The organism is Bradyrhizobium sp. USDA 4516 (genome assembly GCF_054055915.1).
The window spans coordinates 1,424,913-1,444,664 of the sequence record NZ_JBSRXT010000001.1; the positions used below are offsets into that span (position 1 = coordinate 1,424,913).

The 19,752-nt window shown below is 59.3% G+C and carries 20 protein-coding genes and 2 pseudogenes; 8 read left to right on the forward strand and 14 right to left on the reverse strand.

From position 1 onward, the window contains the following. Window positions 1-18 precede the first annotated feature (18 nt). Window positions 19-378 (forward strand): MerR family transcriptional regulator, encoded by a 360-nt coding sequence (locus tag ACVI1L_RS06635; protein WP_456782559.1) that lies wholly within the window; start codon window positions 19-21, stop codon window positions 376-378. Further along, entirely contained in the window at window positions 351-806 is a 456-nt protein-coding gene (locus ACVI1L_RS06640) for a VOC family protein (protein ID WP_456782560.1), read from the forward strand. The genes ACVI1L_RS06635 and ACVI1L_RS06640 overlap by 28 nt, the downstream gene beginning before the upstream one ends. A gap of 260 nt (window positions 807-1,066) precedes the next feature. Here ACVI1L_RS06640 and ACVI1L_RS06645 read toward each other — a convergent pair whose 3' ends face one another. After that, window positions 1,067-1,399 (reverse strand): hypothetical protein, encoded by a 333-nt coding sequence (locus ACVI1L_RS06645; protein ID WP_456782561.1) that lies wholly within the window; start codon window positions 1,397-1,399, stop codon window positions 1,067-1,069. A 570-nt stretch (window positions 1,400-1,969) separates the two neighbouring features. Between ACVI1L_RS06645 and ACVI1L_RS06650 the strand changes: the two genes are divergently transcribed. Continuing rightward, window positions 1,970-2,326, forward strand: coding sequence for a hypothetical protein (locus tag ACVI1L_RS06650; RefSeq protein WP_156436219.1), 357 nt, complete (start codon window positions 1,970-1,972; stop codon window positions 2,324-2,326). Between the two features lie 838 nt (window positions 2,327-3,164). Here ACVI1L_RS06650 and ACVI1L_RS06655 read toward each other — a convergent pair. Further along, complete coding sequence (locus ACVI1L_RS06655) at window positions 3,165-3,335, reverse strand: hypothetical protein (protein ID WP_156436218.1); 171 nt, start codon at window positions 3,333-3,335, stop codon at window positions 3,165-3,167. A 23-nt stretch (window positions 3,336-3,358) separates the two neighbouring features. Here ACVI1L_RS06655 and ACVI1L_RS06660 point away from each other — a divergent pair, with 23 nt between their 5' ends. The 3 genes from ACVI1L_RS06660 (at window position 3,359) to ACVI1L_RS06670 (ending at window position 5,018) form a co-directional block, all read left to right on the forward strand. Further along, complete coding sequence (locus tag ACVI1L_RS06660; protein ID WP_057017338.1) at window positions 3,359-3,808, forward strand: Hsp20 family protein; 450 nt, start codon at window positions 3,359-3,361, stop codon at window positions 3,806-3,808. A gap of 84 nt (window positions 3,809-3,892) precedes the next feature. Then, window positions 3,893-4,390, forward strand: a complete 498-nt coding sequence (locus ACVI1L_RS06665) for an Hsp20/alpha crystallin family protein (protein WP_245311465.1) — start codon at window positions 3,893-3,895, stop codon at window positions 4,388-4,390. Window positions 4,391-4,409: 19 nt separating this feature from the next. Next, window positions 4,410-5,018, forward strand: a complete 609-nt coding sequence (locus ACVI1L_RS06670) for a hypothetical protein (protein WP_057017336.1) — start codon at window positions 4,410-4,412, stop codon at window positions 5,016-5,018. A gap of 395 nt (window positions 5,019-5,413) precedes the next feature. Here ACVI1L_RS06670 and ACVI1L_RS06675 read toward each other — a convergent pair. Continuing rightward, window positions 5,414-5,599 (reverse strand): annotated as a pseudogene (locus ACVI1L_RS06675) (epoxide hydrolase); the annotation flags it as partial. Between the two features lie 839 nt (window positions 5,600-6,438). Further along, window positions 6,439-6,684: a hypothetical protein gene (locus tag ACVI1L_RS06680; RefSeq protein ID WP_156436217.1), complete on the reverse strand. Its 246-nt coding sequence runs from the start codon at window positions 6,682-6,684 to the stop codon at window positions 6,439-6,441. Window positions 6,685-7,744: 1,060 nt separating this feature from the next. On the opposite strand from ACVI1L_RS06680, the gene ACVI1L_RS06685 reads away from it, so the two are divergent. After that, the gene (locus ACVI1L_RS06685; RefSeq protein ID WP_156436216.1) at window positions 7,745-7,954 is read left to right on the forward strand and encodes a hypothetical protein; all 210 of its coding nucleotides are present in this window, start codon (window positions 7,745-7,747) and stop codon (window positions 7,952-7,954) included. Between the two features lie 432 nt (window positions 7,955-8,386). On the opposite strand, the gene ACVI1L_RS06690 is transcribed toward ACVI1L_RS06685, so the two are convergent. The 5 genes from ACVI1L_RS06690 to ACVI1L_RS06710 all read right to left on the reverse strand — a co-directional run bounded on the left by ACVI1L_RS06690 (window position 8,387) and on the right by ACVI1L_RS06710 (window position 13,228). Then, complete coding sequence (locus tag ACVI1L_RS06690; protein ID WP_076826860.1) at window positions 8,387-9,310, reverse strand: intradiol ring-cleavage dioxygenase; 924 nt, start codon at window positions 9,308-9,310, stop codon at window positions 8,387-8,389. Window positions 9,311-9,362: 52 nt separating this feature from the next. Further along, on the reverse strand, window positions 9,363-10,430 hold the full coding sequence (locus ACVI1L_RS06695) for a maleylacetate reductase (RefSeq protein ID WP_076826858.1): 1,068 nt from the start codon (window positions 10,428-10,430) through the stop codon (window positions 9,363-9,365). A gap of 225 nt (window positions 10,431-10,655) precedes the next feature. After that, window positions 10,656-12,236, reverse strand: coding sequence for a 4-hydroxyphenylacetate 3-hydroxylase family protein (locus tag ACVI1L_RS06700; RefSeq protein WP_076826856.1), 1,581 nt, complete (start codon window positions 12,234-12,236; stop codon window positions 10,656-10,658). Window positions 12,237-12,248: 12 nt separating this feature from the next. Beyond that, a complete protein-coding gene (locus ACVI1L_RS06705) occupies window positions 12,249-12,653 on the reverse strand; it encodes a nuclear transport factor 2 family protein (RefSeq protein ID WP_076826854.1) in 405 nt (134 codons plus the stop codon). Beyond that, window positions 12,650-13,228: a flavin reductase family protein gene (locus ACVI1L_RS06710; protein ID WP_158074181.1), complete on the reverse strand. Its 579-nt coding sequence runs from the start codon at window positions 13,226-13,228 to the stop codon at window positions 12,650-12,652. The genes ACVI1L_RS06705 and ACVI1L_RS06710 overlap by 4 nt, the downstream gene beginning before the upstream one ends. A gap of 360 nt (window positions 13,229-13,588) precedes the next feature. Here ACVI1L_RS06710 and ACVI1L_RS06715 point away from each other — a divergent pair, with 360 nt between their 5' ends. Beyond that, on the forward strand, window positions 13,589-14,503 hold the full coding sequence (locus ACVI1L_RS06715; RefSeq protein ID WP_076826976.1) for a LysR family transcriptional regulator: 915 nt from the start codon (window positions 13,589-13,591) through the stop codon (window positions 14,501-14,503). A 201-nt stretch (window positions 14,504-14,704) separates the two neighbouring features. Here the strand turns inward: ACVI1L_RS06715 and ACVI1L_RS06720 are convergent, their stop codons facing one another. The 5 genes and pseudogenes from ACVI1L_RS06720 to ACVI1L_RS06740 form a co-directional block, all read right to left on the reverse strand. Further along, window positions 14,705-15,730, reverse strand: a complete 1,026-nt coding sequence (locus ACVI1L_RS06720; RefSeq protein ID WP_076826850.1) for a mechanosensitive ion channel family protein — start codon at window positions 15,728-15,730, stop codon at window positions 14,705-14,707. 101 nt (window positions 15,731-15,831) lie between these two features. Next, window positions 15,832-17,082, reverse strand: coding sequence for an adenylate/guanylate cyclase domain-containing protein (locus ACVI1L_RS06725; protein ID WP_076826849.1), 1,251 nt, complete (start codon window positions 17,080-17,082; stop codon window positions 15,832-15,834). Continuing rightward, window positions 17,079-17,468 carry a response regulator gene (locus ACVI1L_RS06730; protein ID WP_076826847.1) on the reverse strand — a complete coding sequence of 130 codons (390 nt, stop codon included), beginning with the start codon at window positions 17,466-17,468 and terminating at the stop codon, window positions 17,079-17,081. The genes ACVI1L_RS06725 and ACVI1L_RS06730 overlap by 4 nt, the downstream gene beginning before the upstream one ends. A gap of 2 nt (window positions 17,469-17,470) precedes the next feature. Continuing rightward, window positions 17,471-18,886 (reverse strand): annotated as a pseudogene (locus ACVI1L_RS06735) (GAF domain-containing sensor histidine kinase); the annotation flags it as partial. Window positions 18,887-18,996: 110 nt separating this feature from the next. Further along, entirely contained in the window at window positions 18,997-19,746 is a 750-nt protein-coding gene (locus tag ACVI1L_RS06740; RefSeq protein ID WP_076826845.1) for an SDR family NAD(P)-dependent oxidoreductase, read from the reverse strand. Window positions 19,747-19,752 lie beyond the last annotated feature (6 nt).

Here is a 19,752-nt window from a genome sequence, read left to right on the forward strand (position 1 = left end):
CCATCGACGGAGAGTATGATGAGAATTCGAGAGACAGCCGATCGTCTGAGCGTCAGCGCCCGCGTGCTCCGCCACTACGAACATGAAGGCTTGATTGTTCCGCGACGGACACCAAACGGCTATCGAAGCTACTCGGCGCTCGACGTCGACCGGGCTGCGTGGGTGCGAGACCTGATTGCTTCCGGATTCTCAACCCGCGAGATTCGCAATCTCCTGGCCGCACTTGAAGACGGTCCAGGTCGTCCCGGACTCAATTGTTCGGCAATCATGCAGGACAAGCTTGCGCGGATCGATCGTGCAATCGAGACGTTGCGCAGACGGCGCCGTACGCTCTTACGCCGGCTGTCTGATTGGAAACAGAGACCCGGTCGCCAATAGGGACAAGATTCACGCGAATACTCAACATCCTGGCCAGACGCTATCTGCCGCTGGAACGGCTCGACGAGACTGTCCTCTTCTACGAGACGCTGATCGGTCAGAAGGCGCACCTTCGCTTCGACTATCCCCAATACGACCTCAGGCTCGCGCAAGTCGCATCAATTCTGTTTATCGCGGGAACGGATGAAAGCCTGACGCGGTTTCGGCCGACCCACCTGACGCTTCTGGTAGAGGACATTGACGCCTTCGCCAGCCATCTGCCGACAGTAGGCGCCAGCATACTGGAGGCGCCCAAGGCGGTCCCGACAGGACGCAACATGCTCGTCCGTCATCCCGACGATACGCTCGTTGAGTATGTCGAGCATCACAACAAGCATCCGCAAGATGTCTTGCCGGCTGCCAGCGAGGGCAATCGGCGGCCCGGCTAGAGGGCTGGATGAGAGCCTGCGTGTTGCGAACCGGCCCCGTCACCGCTTTGCATCGCGCTGCACCCGTCGGTCCGCCAGCACGCCGGACGTTTCGGCCGCGCTACGAGAAGCGTAGCCCATGAATGCCTATCCAATTTAGCAGATAAATATCTGTTTTCTTGAACATGCCCGCCCTCTCATCTTGCAGGCCTTCCATTTTCTTGGACGAAAGCGAACGAGACGGAATTTTCCCTCTTCGCGAATATCGCAGCGCACTCTATCTAATTTGGCGAAACAAACGATTGCTTCCTACTCTGACCTTGGAGAATGACGATGAACACCGCAATGCAGATGATGCCGATGCCCATGATGATGGGCGGCATGATGAACCCATCGATGGCCGGCGGCATGATGCCGATGATGAACATGGCCATGATGATGCCCTGCCAGATGAAGCGCACGATGACTGACGCCGGCATGACCTGCGAGATGATGCCGATGGACCCGGCCATGAAGGACATGTTCATGAAGTGTTGCGAGAGCGCGATGAACATGATGCAAATGGGCATGCCGATGAAGGCCGCCTGATCAGCTCGCACCGGCAAGGAACGCAACGGGCCGGCCCTGCGCCGGCCCGTTTGCTTTCAGGCCACGGCCTCGGCGGGGGCGCATCCGAGCGCTTAGAGGAGCCGGCTGTCAATCGGCCTCATCGGCGTCCACGCAACTTGGTGCAACGCTGACTATTCGGCACCGATCGAAGGGATCGCGGCTCACGAACGGCGGGGGGACTGACTGCTTTCCGCCGACTTTTTGGTGTCCGTGACCTAAGGGCGCGATCCTCTGGTGGCGCTTTGCCGATTTTCGCAAGCTAGACCGGAGAGCTTTCTTGGGTTGCGCGGCGCCTTGAAATAAAATTTGATGGGATAAGTCCAAAAGATGACTTGATCTTTAAGCTTCCTTGAAAACTGCAGCTCCATCAATTCGAATGGGTAAGAAGCGATGACCGATCAACAGTTGGCTCTTGATGCCGTCAGCGAAGCCCTGTGCATATTGGACGAGTATCTTCTGCCCCGCCCCCACGACAGTGAACGCATACTCGACAAGTTAGTTGAGGTTCTTGAGCGGCCCGACTTGGTCGTTGCTGTAAGTCGACTGCGGCAACGAAGTAGTCTCTAAGTGTTCCGATGAAGAGGCAATTTTCATTTATTCCTTTGGCCGCTCGCATCGCTACTTTCCTATTGATTGGAATGCCGACCGCGCAGGCGAAACAGCAATGCAGTGCGGTGATGCCCCCAAATCTGCGCGAGTATTGGTCTTGGCGCCTCATCGACGGACGAAAATGCTGGTACGAAGGCAAGCCCATGCTTTCAAAATCCTTATTGGAGTGGCCCGCGCGGATTTCGACGCAGGCACGTCCCACCGAGGAGCTTGCAAGCGCACTCATAGAGAAGCCCAGCGATCTGATCGGCTCAGAAGAATGGACACCATCTCGCCAAAATACCTTCGATGCCTTGTGGCGCACTAGGGTTGAACAGCGGTAGGGCTTTGACCTTCAAATTAAGCGAGGCTGACTTTCTCTTCATCGCTGAGGCTGTAGGACTCGGTGACTGGTGTAATCGACGTCGGCCATGCATCGATCGATCGAACCAATACTGTAGCTTCGTCGATCTCTTTCGCTTTCGATTGCCGTGAGAGCGCCATATTTTCCAATGAATGCGCACAGAACGGCAGCCCCGCAGAAAAGTAGCTAATTCTCCATACCGCCGATGAAACTGACCGCAGATCGTCCTTACGTCGGTCCCGAGAAAGCCGCCCGCAGGATCATGGAGCACGCTCGCGCATTCGAGCCGATCTAGGGCGGCCGGATCTAGATCGAGAAGATTAACTACCCAATGCTCTACCGGAATAAGCTACACCGGCTGAGTATTGGGCTGGCCTGAAGTATGCCGAGGAAACGATGAAGTGGCTCAAGTACCGCGAGAACGGCACCTTCGTCAGAATAACGCAGGCTGGCAATGACCCGTTAGGCTGATCGGCAGAGATAGGCGTGAACTTCATTATGACTGGCCTGCGGAGCGAATTGCCCGGATTGGCCGGCTGAGATTCTGACAGGTCAGTTGCAAGCTAGGCTTCCGCGCCGGCTGCGCAACGGATCTCATATGACGCGTGCCTTCGTGGTGAGCCTTTGCACGGCAGCCGGCTCCAGAGCAAATAGAAATACCGCAATGGCACGCCCGGGGAGGGACAAAGTGCAAACTTTTCCGGTCCCGCGCGAGGTTCAGCATTGAGCGGTCTCCCGACCCGGCCGCAGATGGCCGGCGTGCCCTCGCGAGCCAACTGCCCGAACTCGGTTCCGGTGCGCGGGCCGGAATAACCCGACTAAAACCAAGCCAGAAAATTTTTGCGAACGCTCTTGAAACTGATCGCCGTTTTTCTAATTGGATTTTTGCCGCTTACGCGCGGTACCGGGCGCCAAGTTGGGCTCGGCAAAGCAACCAGGGCGCCGGACAGGTGTCTTGCACCGATCGTCTTGCGCTCCTTCGTATCCATCTTGCTCTCTGGAGGACTTGGCTATGAGGACATACGATTTCGCTCCCCTGTGGCGTTCGAGTATTGGATTCGACCGCCTCATCGATCTTCTCGACGAAACCCAGCATCGGTCCGAAGACAACTACCCGCCCTACAATATCGAGCGGCTCGGAGAGGACCGTTACCAGATCTCGGTCGCACTGGCCGGCTTCAACCAGGACGAGATTTCGGTGACGGCTGAGCAGAACGTGCTGACCGTGGAAGGCCGCAAGGGCGACAAGGACCAGCACGAATACCTCTATCAGGGTATCTCGGCGCGTCCGTTCAAGCGACAGTTCAGCCTCGCCGACTACGTGCAGGTCAAGTCGGCAATGGTCGAGAACGGTCTGCTGCGGATCGAGCTCGTGCGCGAAATCCCCGAGGCCATGAAGCCTCGGCGTATTGCCATCGGAAGTGGCGCTCCTGGCGGACAAATCACGCAGAAGGCGGCCTGAGCCCGCTTCCTATTGGGCCAAGACACGCACGGACGGTAACCGTCCGTGCGCTGACCAGCTGCATGTCAAGTTAAGGAGGATATCATGGGTATTCGGGATCTCGTTCCCTGGGGCAAAGGGCAAGAACTCTCAACCGGACGAGAGGCATTCGATCCGTTTCTCACGCTTCACCGTGAGATGAACCGTCTGTTCGATGACGCCTTTCGCGGCTTCGGCTCATTCGGTCGCAGGAACGCTCCGTTGATGGAGGGCCAGTTTAGTTGGCCACGCCTGGAACTGAATGAAACCGATAAGGAGGTTACGGTTTCCGCCGAGCTTCCAGGCCTCAGCGAAAAGGATGTCCAGGTTGAAATCGCCAACGGCATCCTTTCAATCCGGGGTGAAAGGAAAGCAGAACGCAGCGACGATTCCAAGTTCGTCAGCGAGCGATATTACGGCTCTTTCGAGCGCCAGATTCCGCTTGATGGCGTCGAGGAAGATAAGGCGAAGGCCGACTTCAAGAACGGCGTCCTCACTGTGACGCTGCCGAGGTCCGAGCAGTCACGGTCGAACGTCAAGCGTATCGCGATCAACAGCAACTAACGTCAGAGGTCGGCGGCGTATGACCGTCGCCGACCTCTATATTCAAGCCTTCAGCAACGCGCCTCTGGGCGAACGGAGAAACAGGAGGCACGACATGAGCCATGTCAATCGCAATGCCAACATCAATGAGTCGCTATTTCATTCAGTATCCCACTACAATTCACCTGGCGATGTATTGAATGACGCGCGGCTCTCGACAGACGAGAAGCGCGTCATCCTATCGTCCTGGGCATCGGATATGTACGTCATCGAATCGCAACCGACCCTGCGGGAGATCCCTGGCATTCCACATCGGTTGCGCCTCGCCGATATCCTGGCGGCGCTGAAGCGGCTGGACGACGAGGAGGATCCGCCGCCGCGCGGTGGAATGGCGATGCAGCTGCCTCGGTTGAGCAAGCCGGTGCGCGCCGTTTGCGATTCCGAACGACATGCTGCGACGAAGCGGCATCGGCCGTTGAGAGTATCCCGCGCGGATGCTCGGTGGACTCGCGAAGCAAATGTACGGCGGTACCGGCGGCTGTTGGACACTCAACTGACTGACGCAGAACGCAACTTCATCAGGCGGCGTCTTGTCGAGGAATTGAAGGGCCTGATCACCTCCCGGAGCGAGCGTCGTCACAAAAACTGAGCCCGGGACCGCGCAGTGTACGATTAAACTGTCGATGGAGGCAGGAAAAGATGGCAGCAGATCCTTTAGCTCAAGCGAAGATGGGTGTGGAGGCCCTTGCACTGTGTATCGCAGGTGTCTTGTGCGAACGTGACCCATCGCTTTTGCCCGTATTCCAAGAAAGTGCGAGGACGCTTCATCGCATTCTCGATGATCGTGGAGATCATGAGGCGGCAGCAATGATCGGCGCGTTTGGTCGAGCACTAATCAAACGTCCTCCAATCCCAAATTGACAATGGTGACCATAGCACTCCCATAGCTCGTGGGCTAAAGCCTACCACTCGAGCTACGCCGAAAACTGGCGCATCGCCTCCAATCTTTTCATGGGTGACCTCCGGTGAGCATGTTCGCGCCAGAGTTCTGACCAGCTGTTCATAGGCGCGTCGTTCCTCTGCGGAGAGACTGGACGGCGGTGGGTTGCCGGCCTTGAGGGCCTCGTCGGCTGGAACGGTGGCGGGCATGTTGGTGTGGATGGCAAGCAATCCCGCAGGTGCCTGTAAGCCCATCTGGTCGACGACAAACGCTCCCCAATCGCCTCCCTGTTCGCCGCAACAGCCCGGGCCCCGATGGCGTGTCTTCCGCGCCCGCGGCCAATTCTACACACAAAACGCGAAAACGGCCCCAGCTTGGGGATCGCTGAGGCCGTCGTTTCGTCTGCTGGGGGCGCGGGTGCCGGTGAGCAAGAGCCACCTCGGTTCAGGCAGAATGCCGGTACATCCGCGGCAGCCTGAATTGCACTCGACGTCGCACTTGCCGAGAGCCTCAGGGGGACGCATACAAGCGACCCCGGCGCTGGGGGCACCAGGGTCGCCACTCAACTCCCGGTCGGGGGGGCACCTGATCGCGGGAGCAACGAATTGACTCTTCGCATTCCCACTTGTTCCCGAGGCGTTAGCAAATCAGCAACGTGATCGGCGCAGGCTTCTCTGAGGGACGGGACCGTTGGGGACGCAGCACGGTCACGTTTCGGAGGAGCTGGCGCACCGGCCCTGAGCGTCGGCTCCTCTTTTGGACCTTGTGTGAGTTAGGCAACAGCCGTCACTCCGGGTACCTGTTAAGCAAGTGACGTTGGGAATTTCAGGGCCCTAGCGCTGGGAATGACAGGGCGCCGCCGGGACAAACCATTTCGGGCCCGGCGGCGTAGTTTTTGAGATTTGCCACGCTGACGCATGAGAGGCGTCTCAAGATGTCTGGCGACAAGATTGCTACAAAGACCGTGCTGTTAGCGCTGGCCATAGGCATTGCCATATGGGCAACCATGGGGCGCCCGAGCCAGGCACAAACTCGCCGATGCTCGTCGCCAGCAGGCGATGAGGCCCTGCCTGCCCGTCTGGCGGTTTAGTCTCCTAGGGACATCGGGCGCTGTCGCTTTAGGTCGGCGTCATTCGAGCGGTAGAGAAAGCGCGGGCAGCGGCCTATTGCCCTGCTCGCAACCTGTTCGCCCCTTGAGCGGCAGAACCGGCGTTGAGGCATCCGCGGCAGTCCGGCCCATGAAATGGATCAGATTAACGCCCGATGACCACTCCACATAACCAACGGCCGAAAAGGCAAGCGCTCCCACGACGAGAATACTGAGCACTGAAGCAGCGGCTGCTGACGCCAAGCTTTGGCTGCTGAAAAACGGCATCACAATTCTCCGACACCGAGTTGCCACCCATCGGTGCATTAGGCCGACTTGCGATGATCGCGTGTGAACGGCCTCACATATCACGCGCACTTGATGCGTCATTGGCCCGTGGCACAGCCCCTGCAGTTTGCTTGGTGCTGGGGATTTCAGCGTCCCAGTTCAGGAGGGAAACGCCGCCGGGCGTGTATTATTGAGACCGGCGGCGTCTTTTTCCTGAACCAGCGCGAGCTAGCCCGTTTCAGGCCGCCTCGTCGTCTTCATCTTGCTGCTCGACGTTCGGCCACTCGGGCATTGCGTACCCCGTGGCCCGATGACTACCCGCAAGCCCACAGAACTCAGCGACTGCAACGAACAGATTCTGAAAGGCGGCTTCGTCTTGAAAGTAGAACTCGCGATCACCCGTACAAAGCGGACTGGCGTGCCGGAATGCAACGAGTGCTTTTGCCTTCGCGCCCACTCTGCATGCCGCGCGTAGTATTCGCGCACTAACGGCTCAAACTTCGCAGCGAGCCCGATGAGTTCAGCATCGACCCGCGGCCACCCACCCGGCAATGTCGGGCGGTGTCCATTGTCTGCGTGGTCCAACCCGCAATCGTGATCACCATTTCGCCAGTCAACCCCGACAAGATCCAACACGGTCGCAGCGCGCGATGACGGTTACCACGAAGGATCATATGCATATTCTCGTGGAGCTCGAAAAACTCTTTCATTGACCGGCGGCGCGCCTTGACCCACGCTTGCGTATCCTGCGCGGAATGGCGAATTCCTAGCGGCTTGTTTTGCGTCGCGTGCGACCTTCAATCCCACGACGGCTAGCGCTTCAGTGCCAGCTTCGACCCAAGGCGTCGGTCAAGCCCAGAGCCTACTCCTTCTTAGGTAAGAAACATTTACGTACCGCCGCAGTCTTCAACTCGTCAGGATTTTGCACCGCCATCGAGTTGGTGGCCGGGAGAGCGCTGACACCAACGCAGAGCTTGCTGCGCCCGGAAGACCAACCTCGACATTTGGAACATTCCGGGCCTTACCCGCCTGTTCCGAAATCCAGAACGAGATTACCAACGTGACGGACGAACTTGAATATCTAGCGCACCGATTGGTGATTATCGAGCAACCCGGCGGCGGGTTCTTGGTGGAAGCCACGCCGATCGCTGGCGGACAAACGATCAGAACAATGACCTATCAACGTACCCAGGAAGCGATCGCTGCAGCGAAACGGACAATCGACAAGCATCTCGAAGGTAGGGGACCTGCCAATTTGGCTCGCTATTAGTGGCTTTGGCGGCGGAAGTTCCATGCAGCCCCTTGGGAAAGATGGTAGCGGGGGAGCGCTACCGCCTTTCCGCACAGCCAGAAAACCTACGGTACCTTCTGAAATCTTTCGCCTAAAGCCGCCTCGACGCGACCTCCTATCGCGCTAAGATGATCGAGAAGCCGGTCTCCATTCAGATTGGAAGTCTTCGAATCTCGGCAATGTTTTCTGGTGCTATTCCGATATTTTGCAGCCTTTCGGGCTATTGAGATCATTAGATAATTTTGCTTTGTCGGAATGGGCCACGCGTGCCGGCAACAGGGATCGGACGATGGACCGCCAGTCTCGCCGGGCGCGCTGAGCCCTGCGTGGCGCCTATGCTCATCTTGGCAGCCCAACACTAGTGAGTAGCTGCTCGACGCTACGGTCGAGAGAGCTGAGCGGCGAACGCACTCAGGTTTGTGCGCCGGGAACTCTCGAGACCTTCGTTGACTCCAAGGATTGTGAGCTTTTCGCAGCCCTCTTCAGACCGAAATTGTGGTTTAGGTAGTAGTACTTTCTATTGGTGGCCCGACCGTCGCCTTCGTCGCTGGGGTTACGAAGCACGAATTCCCGGACCAGATCGTCCTTCACGCCGAAGACGACATCGGAATCGAGGTACTGGTCGCCTGCGACGAAGATGTGCGTCACTAATTGCTCGAAGCCCGGGGCGGAAATCATGAAATGCACGTGTGCCGGCCGCCAAGGATGCCGGCCCTGTGCCTTTAGCATTTCGCCGACTGGGCCGTCGTGCGGTATCGGATAGGCTGCCGGCTTGATCGACCAAAAATTAAATCGACCACTGGCGTCGGTGCGGAAGCGGGCCCTCATCGCCAGCCCCCCGATCTCACCGAGTTGCTGCACGTCGTAATTACCATCGTCGTCGGAATGCCAGACATCGACCGATGCGCCGGCAAGGGGGAGACCGTCGACGGTCGAGACCGAGCCCGTGACGAAAAGCGGATCGCCTTCGACGCCGTTGGAGATGTCCTCCCCCAATTTCCCTTCTGGAGCGTCCTGAACGAAGAACGGGCCGAGCACCGTGCTTTCCGTCGCGCCGGGCACCGAAGAAACATTGATCGCGTCGACCAGCATCGAGACGCCCAGAGTATCCGAGAGCAGAATGAACTCCTGGCGTTTGTCGTCGCACATTTGACCGGTCCTCGTGAGGAAGTCGATGCCGTATTCCCATTCCTTTTGGGTGGGACGCACCTCGCGTACAAACGCATGGAGATGTCGCACCAGGGCCTCGCTGATCTCTCGAATGCGGGCATTCGTTGCGCCCTGCAGTCGCTCAAGCACCGCATCAGTGATCGTATCTTCGTTGAAGTTGCGCATTATCACTCCGTGGGTTGAGTTCGCTTTGTTTGGCGGAAGAGAGCATCGTCTCCTAAGGTACGGCAGGCGGTTCGCCTGCCCAAGCGCGGGCGATAAGGTCTCGGATTGCGTCGCGCTCGAGAGAACGGGGATTCCAATAGGCGTCGACTATCGCAAGGTCCGCCGCACGGTCGATACCATCTTCCGGCATACCGATCTCGCGCAACCCGCGCTTCGTGCCTAGTCGCCGGCTTAGATCGAATAACCCGGCGGCTGCGTTGTTCGCGTCTACTGCCTTGGCGATGCGAGCCGCGGCGTCGGGGGCTGCCGCCGCATTATAGGCCAGCGCATGCGGGAGAACGATGGCGTGCATTTCCGAATGCGGAAGATCGAACCGACCACCGAGCACGTGACAAAGCTTGTGATGCAGTGCCATTCCGACGGTACCGAGACAAACCCCGCAAAACCATGCGCCGTAGAGTGCTTCGGTGCGCGCGTCGTGATCGTCGCTTGTGACGGCAATCACGGGCAGCGCATGTGCAAGGGCACGGATGCCCTCTTCCGCCATCAGCGAGATCACGGGATTGGCCTCTTGAGCATAGAGCGCCTCCGCGGCATGGGCGATCGCATTGATGCCCGAAGTCGCGGCAAGCTTAGCAGGTAAGGTCATCGTCAGGTCGACGTCGTAGACAACCGTTTCCGGCAGCACGGCCGCACTGCGTAGGGCTGTCTTCCGTCCATCGCGGGTTTCTCCGAGAATCGGAGTCATTTCGGAGCCCGCATAAGTGGTGGGAATGCAGAGCTGATTGACGCCGGTGCGCAACGCTAACGCCTTGCCGAGGCCGATGGTCGATCCGCCGCCGAGCGAAATGACACAGTCCGCCTGGCACGTCCTCAGCGCGGTCAATGCCCGCTCTGTCACCTCGACCGGCGTATGCATCGTGGCGTCGGAGAATATGCCGGCACAGAGCGACCCAAGCTCGTCCGCGAGCGAGACGCCCTGCGTCATTTGTTGCGAACTGGTCAACACCAGAGCTCGTTTGCCACCGAGGCGTCTGACCTCGGCGTTGACGGTACCCAGCGTGCCACTGCCGAAGACAACGCGACACGGAAGACTTTCGTACGTGAATGATCCGATCATGCCAGCACTGTTCTTATGAGAGCGTAGGTTGGCAGCCCGATCCGTGGGTCGCTCAAGTTCGAGGGCATCGCAGCGGTTGCCGCGGCGCCTTGCAAATCCGTATCGAGTAGATTCAAGTCCGAAATGTGAGGGGTTGGTCGATGGCGGAGCGCTGCCACCTGCCGGCCTCTCACTGAAGAGAGCCCTCGACGCTCGGGCTTTCGCCCGAGCTCTTCAGGATGTTTTCTACTCGGCGGCCGTCGACATATAACCGTCGCGCTGGTCCTGCGCCTTGACGTATTCGGGTTGGAAGCGCACATTGGCGTAGTGCGAGTTCTTCTGTGCCTCTGCAGCTCGCTTGCCGAGTTCTGCCGTATCGCCGAAGCCGAGAACCTGCCGAGCCAACTCGGTCAATGGACCGTCTACCTGGTACTCCGTACGCTGCATCGTGAGCAGATTGATGAGGTAGAGCGGCGTTCCATTGAACTTCTCAAACATCTCGTGCCTGTTGCCCCATTCGGTCAGGAACCGCTCGCTGATCTGACGGAAGATCTTGATGCGGTCGTACGCGCTGATCTCGGCACCGCGCAAAGCCTCGGAAAGCTTCGGACCGATGTAGGGGTCCTCCAGCTCTTTTCTCGACGGTTGGATCACGACGCCGCGGCCGCAGAAATCGATGAGCAAGTTGACCATCTTGTTCTGATTTTCAAGATAATAGGCACGGCCGAAGTCGATGTAGATGTTGTTCGGCTTGAAAAGACCGCCGGGTGTCGCGAAGCCGGTTTCTTCGGCGGCGATCATGAATGCACGGCACGTCTCGCGGAAGCGGATGAGTTCAGCGAGCTGGGCCTGTACGACCGGATTGGTGCTGGTACCCAGCGATTGCGTTAGGAGCAGCGCGAGACCAACCATCAGTTCGGCGTGGACGCAATGCCGGATCTGAGTCTCGAGATGCACCCAGTCGAACTGCCGCTGCGGATACCACTTGGCATGATCGGGATTACCGACGTGTTGGACGCGGTCCCAGGGAATCAGGACATCGTCGAAGTACACCATCGCATCCAATTCGTCTCCGATCGTGGCCAAGGGACGATCGTACGGATCGGCATCTGGCTGAGCGTTCGATTTACGGGCGACGACCGAGATGCCCTTCGTGGCGATCGGTACCAGCGCGTAAACGGTCTGCTCGGGCGTCTGACCGGGGCGCCAGAGGTTTCCAATGAGGAGGTGGTTGACGAACGGAACGGAGGTGCCGATCGCCTTCCAGCCTCGCACCAGAATGCCGTCATCGCGCTCTTCGATGATCTTGAGCATCGGCGTCTCGGCCATCGCATTTTCGCGGCCGCGATCGAACTGCACGTCGAGGAACATCGGCGAGATGGCCAGATCCTGCGAAGTCACTTCTTCCCACTGCCGTTGGATGTTGCCGGAGAGATCGCGCTTCTTTCCGGAGAAGCGGGAGTTTTCCGACCAGGGCTTCTGATCGTCCACCTGGGTAAACATCACGACGTTCATGCCGGCAGGCGGCCTGGTGAAGATGCCGCCCTTGAAATGGCGGCAGAGGAAGTCGCAGTATTGCCGGCGCTTGACGACGTCCTCTTTGCTGCGCGGTAGGAACCAATGCATCGACTGGCGGTTACCGTGCTTGTCGATGAAGGTCGCAATTTCCTGGTTCTTCGGATCGAGGTGGAGATCGTAATATCCGGCGATGGCTTGGGCATAGCCCTTAGTCGCAGGGTGAGTCGTGACGTCCTCGATCAGTTCGCCTCCGACATAGACTTTCCGGCCGTCGCGGAGCGACTCCAGGTATTCCTTCCCGCTTCTCATTTCTATTCTCCGTTAGACATGGTTGAGTTGACGTTGAAAAGTATCTGCATCCCAGTAGTCCTCGCTCCGGTGAATGAGGCCGTCGCGGATTACCAACAAATGCACGCCGCGAAGTGAAATCGCCTGCTCGCGCGGCGCGATCGGTCCCATCTGGCTCTTGAGCGTCGCCTTCAGGAGGTAGCTCATCATGGCGACACCGTTCGCACCGACGGCACGCCGTTCCGGTGTCCAGGAAGCGTCGGGAAACCAGCCGAAGAAGCGCTCCAGGCCCGTCGCTATTTCCTTCGGACCTTGTTTGACCTTGCGTTGCGCAATCTCCTCGTGACTGGCGTCGGGCGCATAAAGAGCCGCGACCGCTGCGGCATCGCGGGCGTTGTGGGCTTCGTAGAATCGTTCGACGACCTTCTCGATACTCATGCAGACGCCCCTGCGGATGCGAGGTCCAACGCGACTGTCTTCAAGTAACGGCCCTGCCCGTACAGCAGGGGACGAAGCGACGTAGGCGCCAAGATCGTGCGGATCGCACCGATCACGACGACATGGGTCCCTATCCGTCGGATTTCGGAGGCGTCGCAATCGAACGTTGCGATCGCCTCACGCAGCACGGGTGTAAAAGATGGGACGGGAAGCTCGTCCGCGGGCACGACATAGCCGTCGAGGTACTTCGAAGCACCGGGCTGTGCGCAACGTTGAGAGAGTCCGGCTTGAGCTTCACTGAGCAGATTGAGCGAGAACTTCCGGTCTCTCTCGATGTCCGCGGCCGTGACCGTCTTCGCGTTGATGCAGACCAGAAGGGTCGGTGGCTCCATGCAGACGGGCGTGTACGCGCTCACCGTCATTCCCCACGGCCGTTCTTCCCGAAGCGTGCCAACAACGGCGACGCCTCCCACGATCCGACGCATCACCGTGCGGAAAGCATCGGGTCGCGGACCGGAAGCGAGATCCCAAAGCGCAGCGCGCGCACTAACGCCCATCTCCAAACGATGTCTCATCGTATAGCCTCCCATCGCAGCCTCGCGCTATTTCCTGCCCCGCTTGGAGGAAAGTGCGCGACATGTTGGCAACGTCACGAGGCTATTCGGGAGAATTACAAGGCGTCCAATCGATATTTGTGATTTCAAATATTTACGCGAATGCTGCGTTTTGCAGGCGATCGGACTGTGGCGATCAGCAAACCCGGCGCCGCGCCCCACTATCGATGCAATGGATGTCTAACATCGATCGTATGGATATTATGACCCGATCTTTCCCCGGCCGCGGGCTCCCGAAACCATCAAATCAGGTTGATTTTGTTCGGTCGGAACGTGCACACTCCTGCATCGTGCCACTTGCCGGTCAACGGGAGCAGGGCTTTGAACCTTCGCAGCGTCGACCTCAATCTCCTAGTCGTGCTCGATGCACTGCTGACGGAACGAAACGTCAGTCGCGCCGGCGAGCGCATTGGCCTTACGCAATCTGCGATGAGTGCGGCTCTGTCGCGTCTCCGCGAGTTGTTCGACGATCCGCTTCTGGTTCGCTTCGGTCGAGGGTTGGAGCTGACGCGAAACGCAGAAGAGCTCATCGTTCCGGTGCGGGAGACGCTGGAGCGCATCGAGCAGACGCTTTCAAAGAAGGCGCATTTCGATCCTGCCGAAAATTCGCGTAGCTTTTCGATAAGTGCTTCGGACTACGCCGTCCTGGTATTGTTGACGCCGCTGGTGCGTGCGCTCACCACCGAAGCACCCAACGTGACCGTTCACCTCCTGCCGCGCGCCCGCGACCCGGGGCGCATGTTGCAGAGCGGCCAGGCCGACCTCGTGATCGAGCCCAGCGAACTGTTTGGCGACGCCGGATTCCCGTCGACGCCTCTACTTAGCGACCGCTGGCTATGTGCCGCCGACGCCCAACATCCGCACATCGCGAAGGATTGCTTGACCCACGAACAGTTCCTGGAACTGCCGCATCTCGTCTATGGCATCGGTATGGACCGGCAGCTAAACTTGGCCGACCAGCGCCTTGCCGAGATGGGTATCCAGCGGCGCATTCACGTCACGGTCGAAAGCTTCCTGCTGGTTCCGTTTCTCATCGAGGGTACCCCGCTCATCAGTCTCGTGCTGGAGCGCGAGGTCCGGGCGCTGCATTCCTGCCCGAGGCTCAAACTATTCGAGCCCCCCATTGCCTTGCCCGACATTCACGAAGCGATGTATTGGCATCCTCGACATAACAACGACCCCGCACACGCCTGGCTGCGCAATCGACTACGCCTTGTAGCCGCCGAAATCGCTTAGCGCGATCGACATCGGCAACCGGGAGGACGGCAACCTCAAGCTCCATGTCCACGCGTTGGGGTACTAGGGGCGCTGTCGCACAGATCATGTGGGAGGCCGACGACGCTTGGCGCGAGAAACCGCGCAGCGTCACGCTGTCCGATCTCGTTCCTTTCAAAGGAAACACCTGCGGCGCTCTGGAAGGATACCTTTGCGTGAACCTTAACCCGCGCGGGATGAATGCGCTTCGATTGCCCTGGCAGAATGTTCGCCGCTGATCGCGGCCGAGTCGAAGACAAGGCTTTCGGCCGGCGCGGCCAAAGATAGACCGTTTGCTTTGCATTGGCTGTAAAGGAGGTCGATGACTTCGTTGCGGGCCGCCGTCCAGCCGGCGGGACTCTCCACACGGAATAACAACTCGACTTCAATCGCGGCGGCGTCAATCGAATTCAGGGCGACAATCGGCGACGGGTCCTGGACGATCCGCGTGCTGGCATCCAGTACGGACCGCATGACTTGCTCGACGAAGTTTGGCGTCGTGGTGGCAATGCGTACGGTCAACGTGATCTGGTGCGTCTCGTCGGGGCGGCTGAGATTGGTAACACCCTGTCTTGCCAGGATGCTGTTCGGCACAACGACGACATTGTACCCTCCGGTAAGCAGATTGGTCGAGCGCCAGTTGGTCTCAACGACGCGGCCTTCCGTGCCATCCTTCAATTGGATCCAGTCGCCTATGGCATAGGCCCTCCCCAGCGTCAGCGCGATCCCTGAGAAGACATCGCCAAGGGTATTTTGCAGCGCAAGGCCGAAAATGATCGCGACGACGCCTGAGGTCGCGACCAGCGTACCAACCGGGACACCGAACACAAAACCAATGATCGACAGCACCACACCGAGATAGATGACACCAACGGCCATGTCCTGGATCAGGTGCGCTTCCCGTGGCCGACGATTGAGCAACATATAGATGTGGACTAGGCCAATGATGGCCCATGCGAGATGGGTCCACCACAGGATCCTGGCCGATATGGAGAGCAACGCGCCGAGACCCCGCAACTGGGCGCCATCGACGCGATGCGGAGCGATGCCGCCCAGATAGAGCGTAAAACTCATGCCGATAAAGAACAGGATCTGGGCGATCAGTCGGCCGGTCGGACGGTTGCTCCCCTGAAGATGCCAAACGACGATACCGGCAATTCCGAGGATGTTGGTCAGAACAAGCGGCATCATATGATCTTCGTTTAACATGATTGGGATTCAGCAATAGCGGTCGGTTGCCACCGACGGAAGGGCCCTACGCTCAGGTGAAGCTACGCATCAATGAGCCCACGCCCTGGAGGTGTGCCCAATTACCCCACATGCATTCGAACACCCTTGGCCCCGTTGAGGAGCCGCTTCAGATGAAAATTCGCCAGCGGGTCGGCGGCGTTGAGACCGACCAGTGCTGCGAAGGCTGGCACCACGTCAGTGTCATCTGCCTCCAACTTGTTAAAGGCAGTCGCGTACTGTGTCGCGGCCAACCCATAACTCTCCGCAGCTGACAAGGGCTCGTGGGCGCGTAGCGCCTCACTTCGTCCCCGCAGAACAAGGTCGCCGATCGGCCGCCCTCTGAACTCCCGAACCTTACATGCGATCGAGTCGCTGACGCAGATCCGTGTGCCCAATGTCTTGTTCGCCGCCTCCAGTCTGGCGGCAGTGTTAACTGTGTCCCCGTAGGCTGTGTAGTCAAAGTAACGGCCGCCGCCGAAATTGCCGACCAGCGCAGGTCCGGCGTGGACGCCTATCCGCGTGACACCGAAGTCAACGCCCCTCTGTTTCCAGCGCTCCCGAAATGTTTCGGCCCATCGATCGAGCGCCTGCGCGCAGGCGATCGCGCGGGCGGGGTAATCGATCTGGTCGCCGGGTGCATTGAACAGTACCTGAATGGCGTCACCGATCACCTTCGCCACCGTCCCTTCATAGGCGAAGACGACCTCCGTCAGTCCACCGACATATTCGTTGAGCAGATCTCTCAGCACATTCGAATCGGCCGTCTCGACGAGTGACGTAAACCCTGTAATATCGGTGAAAATCACTGCAATGTCGCGCCAGTGGACCTGCATTCCATCGTCGCCATCTACAGCAGCAAGGCGCTTGGCGAGCTCAGGCGAGAAATATCTCGACAGCGACGCATGAGCCCGCTCCGCGTCCGCCTGTCGCCGGCGTGCTTCGCGCAAGACCTCGATGTGACGGATGGTCTTCTGGATCGTGGATTCCAGGTCGGCGAAATCGATGGGCTTGGTCAGGAAGTCGAACGCGCCGCGATTCATTGCGGTACGTATGTTGCTCATATCGCCGTAGGCCGACACGACAATCGCCACCTTCTTGTCCTCTCGCTCCTGCAGTTTCGCCAACAGGGAAAGGCCGTCCATGCGCGGCATGTTGATGTCCAAGACCACGAGATCGACATGCGGATGCTGCTCGATCGATTGCAGCGCTTCAAGACCGTCACGCGCGAACACGAAGCTTAACTGCCGTTCGCGAATCTGCCGGCGAAACCTCCGGAGGACGAGCACCTCCAGATCCGGCTCGTCATCGACTACAAGAACGGTGGAGGTCATGCGGGCTGTTCCAGTCTCGCCTGGATCGCCTGGCGGACCTGGCCGAAGTCGATCGGCTTGGTCAACAGGGCGTGTGCCCCCCGTTCAAGTGCCGTCTTGCGCGTTTCGGCATCCCCGTACGCCGTGATCATGATCACCGGAACGTCGGGCCGCCGAGCGCGAAGCTCCGGCAGCATCTCCAGCCCGCTCATTCCGGGCATATTGATGTCGGAGAGGATGAGGATCAGCGTTTGCTCGCCGGTATCGGAAATGCGGTTCAGGGCCTGCGCTGCCGATCCGGCAAAGTCCATCACAAAGCGCCGGGCGCGAAGCTCGCGTCGAAATTGCTGGCGAAACAGAACCTCCAGATCGGGTTCGTCATCCACCACAAGAACCGATACAGTCATAGTCAGCCCCCGATACTGTGAGAAAGACCGATGTTGCGCGGCAGCAGGATGGTGAACTCGGTGAATTCGCCGGGCTCAGTCTCGACATCGATCCTGCCGCCATGTTGCTTCACGATGATGTCGTGGCTCATGGAAAGTCCGAGGCCCGTTCCCTCGCCCGGCGGCTTGGTCGTGAAGAACGGATTGAACATCTTCTCCTTCACCTCGGGCGGAATACCGACGCCATTGTCGCGGATGCGGATTTCGACGTATTCGCCGCGATCATGCGTGACGGCGCTGAGCGCGGGTTCAAATCCGGGATCACCGCGCTCACAGCGCTTCGCCACGGCATAGAAGCCATTGGAGATGACGTTCAGCAGCACCCGCGTGATCTCCTGCGGGAACACGTCGGCGATCCCGGTGTTCGGATCGAACTCGCGCCTGAGGGTGACGTTGAACTGCGGTCTCTCGGTGCGCGCGCCATGATAGGCAAGATTGAGGCTCTCTTCGACGAGCGCATTGACGTCGGCAGGCCGGTGCTCGCCGCCGCCACCACGCGAATGCAGGAGCATGTTCTTGACGATGGAGTCGGCGCGCTTGCCGTGCTGCACGATCTTCTGAAGGTTGTCCGTTAGCAGCTCACTCAGTTCATCCACTTCGCCGCGGATGTCGTCCGGGAGCATGGCCGGAGTGAGGAGCTCGTTCAACTCGCCGGTCAGTTCGACCGAGAGCGTGGCAAAATTATTGACGAAGTTGAGCGGGTTCTTGATCTCGTGCGCAATGCCAGCAGTGAGCTGACCGAGCGATATGAGCTTTTCGGTCTGCACCAGGCGGTCCTGGGCCGCGCGTAGATCGTCGAGGGATCTAGCGAGCTCCTTCGTGCGGGCCTCTACTTCTTCGAATAACCGTGCGTTCTCGATCGCGATCACGGCCTGATCGGCGAACGTCTTGAGAAGGTTGATCTGGCTACCAGTGAAGGTTCCGGGTTCGACGCGCGAAACGCCGATCGTACCGATCGCCACGCCTTTTCGGAGCATGGGCACGACCACAATGCTTCGATATCCCCTCGCGCGTGCCATACTCCTGATCGCCGGATGCACACCCGGTTCGGTCTCGATATCGGAGCGAAATGCAATCGTCGACGTGAGTGCGACCCGGCTGTGGATCCCGGAGGACGTGAGCGGCGCGGGAAATGAGATTCGGATCTCCTCATCACCGGCCACGCTTCCTGCCGTGCATGCCGCCAGATGAAGCATGTCGCCGACGACACGTGTCACGAGCGCCGTTTGGCCGGCAAGCAATCGCCTCGCGCTTTCGGAGATGACGTCGAATACCGGCTGCACGTCAGTTGGCGAACTGGCGATGACATTGAGGATTCCTGCCGTGACGGACTGCCGCTCCAACGCGATCGCGAGTTCGCCCTGCAGGCGGGCATTCTCGGCTACTCCGCTCTGCAGTCGTTGTTCGAGCTCATCGACCCTGTTCCTCAGGTCGGCATCCATTGTGCTGATCATCACTTCCGGATTCAGCGCCCACACCCCGATTGCGACTAGGCCAACCCGAGGCCGCCGTCGATGGCAACCACCTGGCCGGTCATCCATTCCGAGGCTGAGCCGGCAAGCCGGACAATCCATTCTGCGACATCGTCCGGAACGCCGCGCCGCGCGAGCGGGATGCGCGCACGCTCCTGTTCCTTGACCGCGGCGGCCTGTTCCTGGGTCAGTCCCATCATGCCGGTGAGGGCGCCGGATTCCGTTGGCCCAGCGGCGACAGCGTTCACCCGTATGCCGAATGGCGCAAGCTCCAGCGCCCAACAACGGGTCAGGTGCTCCAGCGCGGCCTTGCTCGCAGCATAATGAGACAGTCCGGCCGCGGGTCGGTGACCAAAGGTGCTCGACACGTTGATGATGGTGCCGCACCTCGTCTTCAGGTGCGGAAGGGCAGCGGAGGCAAGCAGGCTAGGACCGAGCACATTAACCGAGAAGATATCCATGATCCGATCGGCCGTGGTATCGGCCAATGGAAGGATTGCGCCCGCGCCGGCGTTGTTGACCAAGGCGTCTATTCTGCCCCAGAGATCCATCGCCTTGGCAATTGTGCGCCTGGCATCATCGATCGAGGCCGCATCCGCAACGATACCCGCGATGTTCGGATGCTCGGCGATCGTTTCGTCCAGAGGACCCGCCCGGCGGCCGGTCACGAGCACCTTGTCGCCCTGGTTGGCAAGGCGGATTGCCGCCGCTCGCCCGATCCCTGAGGTGCCGCCGGTCAGGACAATGACCTTTTCTTCGCTATGCATGTTGAT

Excerpts from the sequence above, each read along its gene's own strand:
- ACVI1L_RS06635 (WP_456782559.1), top strand. The coding sequence starts at position 19 with ATGAGAATTCGAGAGACAGCCGATCGTCTGAGCGTCAGCGCCCGCGTG.
- ACVI1L_RS06650 (WP_156436219.1), top strand. The coding sequence starts at position 1,970 with ATGAAGAGGCAATTTTCATTTATTCCTTTGGCCGCTCGCATCGCTACT.
- ACVI1L_RS06655 (WP_156436218.1), bottom strand. The coding sequence starts at position 3,335 with ATGGATACGAAGGAGCGCAAGACGATCGGTGCAAGACACCTGTCCGGC.
- ACVI1L_RS06660 (WP_057017338.1), top strand. The coding sequence starts at position 3,359 with ATGAGGACATACGATTTCGCTCCCCTGTGGCGTTCGAGTATTGGATTC.
- ACVI1L_RS06665 (WP_245311465.1), top strand. The coding sequence starts at position 3,893 with ATGGGTATTCGGGATCTCGTTCCCTGGGGCAAAGGGCAAGAACTCTCA.
- ACVI1L_RS06670 (WP_057017336.1), top strand. The coding sequence starts at position 4,410 with ATGACCGTCGCCGACCTCTATATTCAAGCCTTCAGCAACGCGCCTCTG.
- ACVI1L_RS06680 (WP_156436217.1), bottom strand. The coding sequence starts at position 6,684 with ATGCCGTTTTTCAGCAGCCAAAGCTTGGCGTCAGCAGCCGCTGCTTCA.
- ACVI1L_RS06690 (WP_076826860.1), bottom strand. The coding sequence starts at position 9,310 with ATGCGCAACTTCAACGAAGATACGATCACTGATGCGGTGCTTGAGCGA.
- ACVI1L_RS06695 (WP_076826858.1), bottom strand. The coding sequence starts at position 10,430 with ATGATCGGATCATTCACGTACGAAAGTCTTCCGTGTCGCGTTGTCTTC.
- ACVI1L_RS06700 (WP_076826856.1), bottom strand. The coding sequence starts at position 12,236 with ATGAGAAGCGGGAAGGAATACCTGGAGTCGCTCCGCGACGGCCGGAAA.
- ACVI1L_RS06705 (WP_076826854.1), bottom strand. The coding sequence starts at position 12,653 with ATGAGTATCGAGAAGGTCGTCGAACGATTCTACGAAGCCCACAACGCC.
- ACVI1L_RS06710 (WP_158074181.1), bottom strand. The coding sequence starts at position 13,228 with ATGAGACATCGTTTGGAGATGGGCGTTAGTGCGCGCGCTGCGCTTTGG.
- ACVI1L_RS06720 (WP_076826850.1), bottom strand. The coding sequence starts at position 15,730 with ATGTTAAACGAAGATCATATGATGCCGCTTGTTCTGACCAACATCCTC.
- ACVI1L_RS06725 (WP_076826849.1), bottom strand. The coding sequence starts at position 17,082 with ATGACCTCCACCGTTCTTGTAGTCGATGACGAGCCGGATCTGGAGGTG.
- ACVI1L_RS06730 (WP_076826847.1), bottom strand. The coding sequence starts at position 17,468 with ATGACTGTATCGGTTCTTGTGGTGGATGACGAACCCGATCTGGAGGTT.
- ACVI1L_RS06740 (WP_076826845.1), bottom strand. The coding sequence starts at position 19,746 with ATGCATAGCGAAGAAAAGGTCATTGTCCTGACCGGCGGCACCTCAGGG.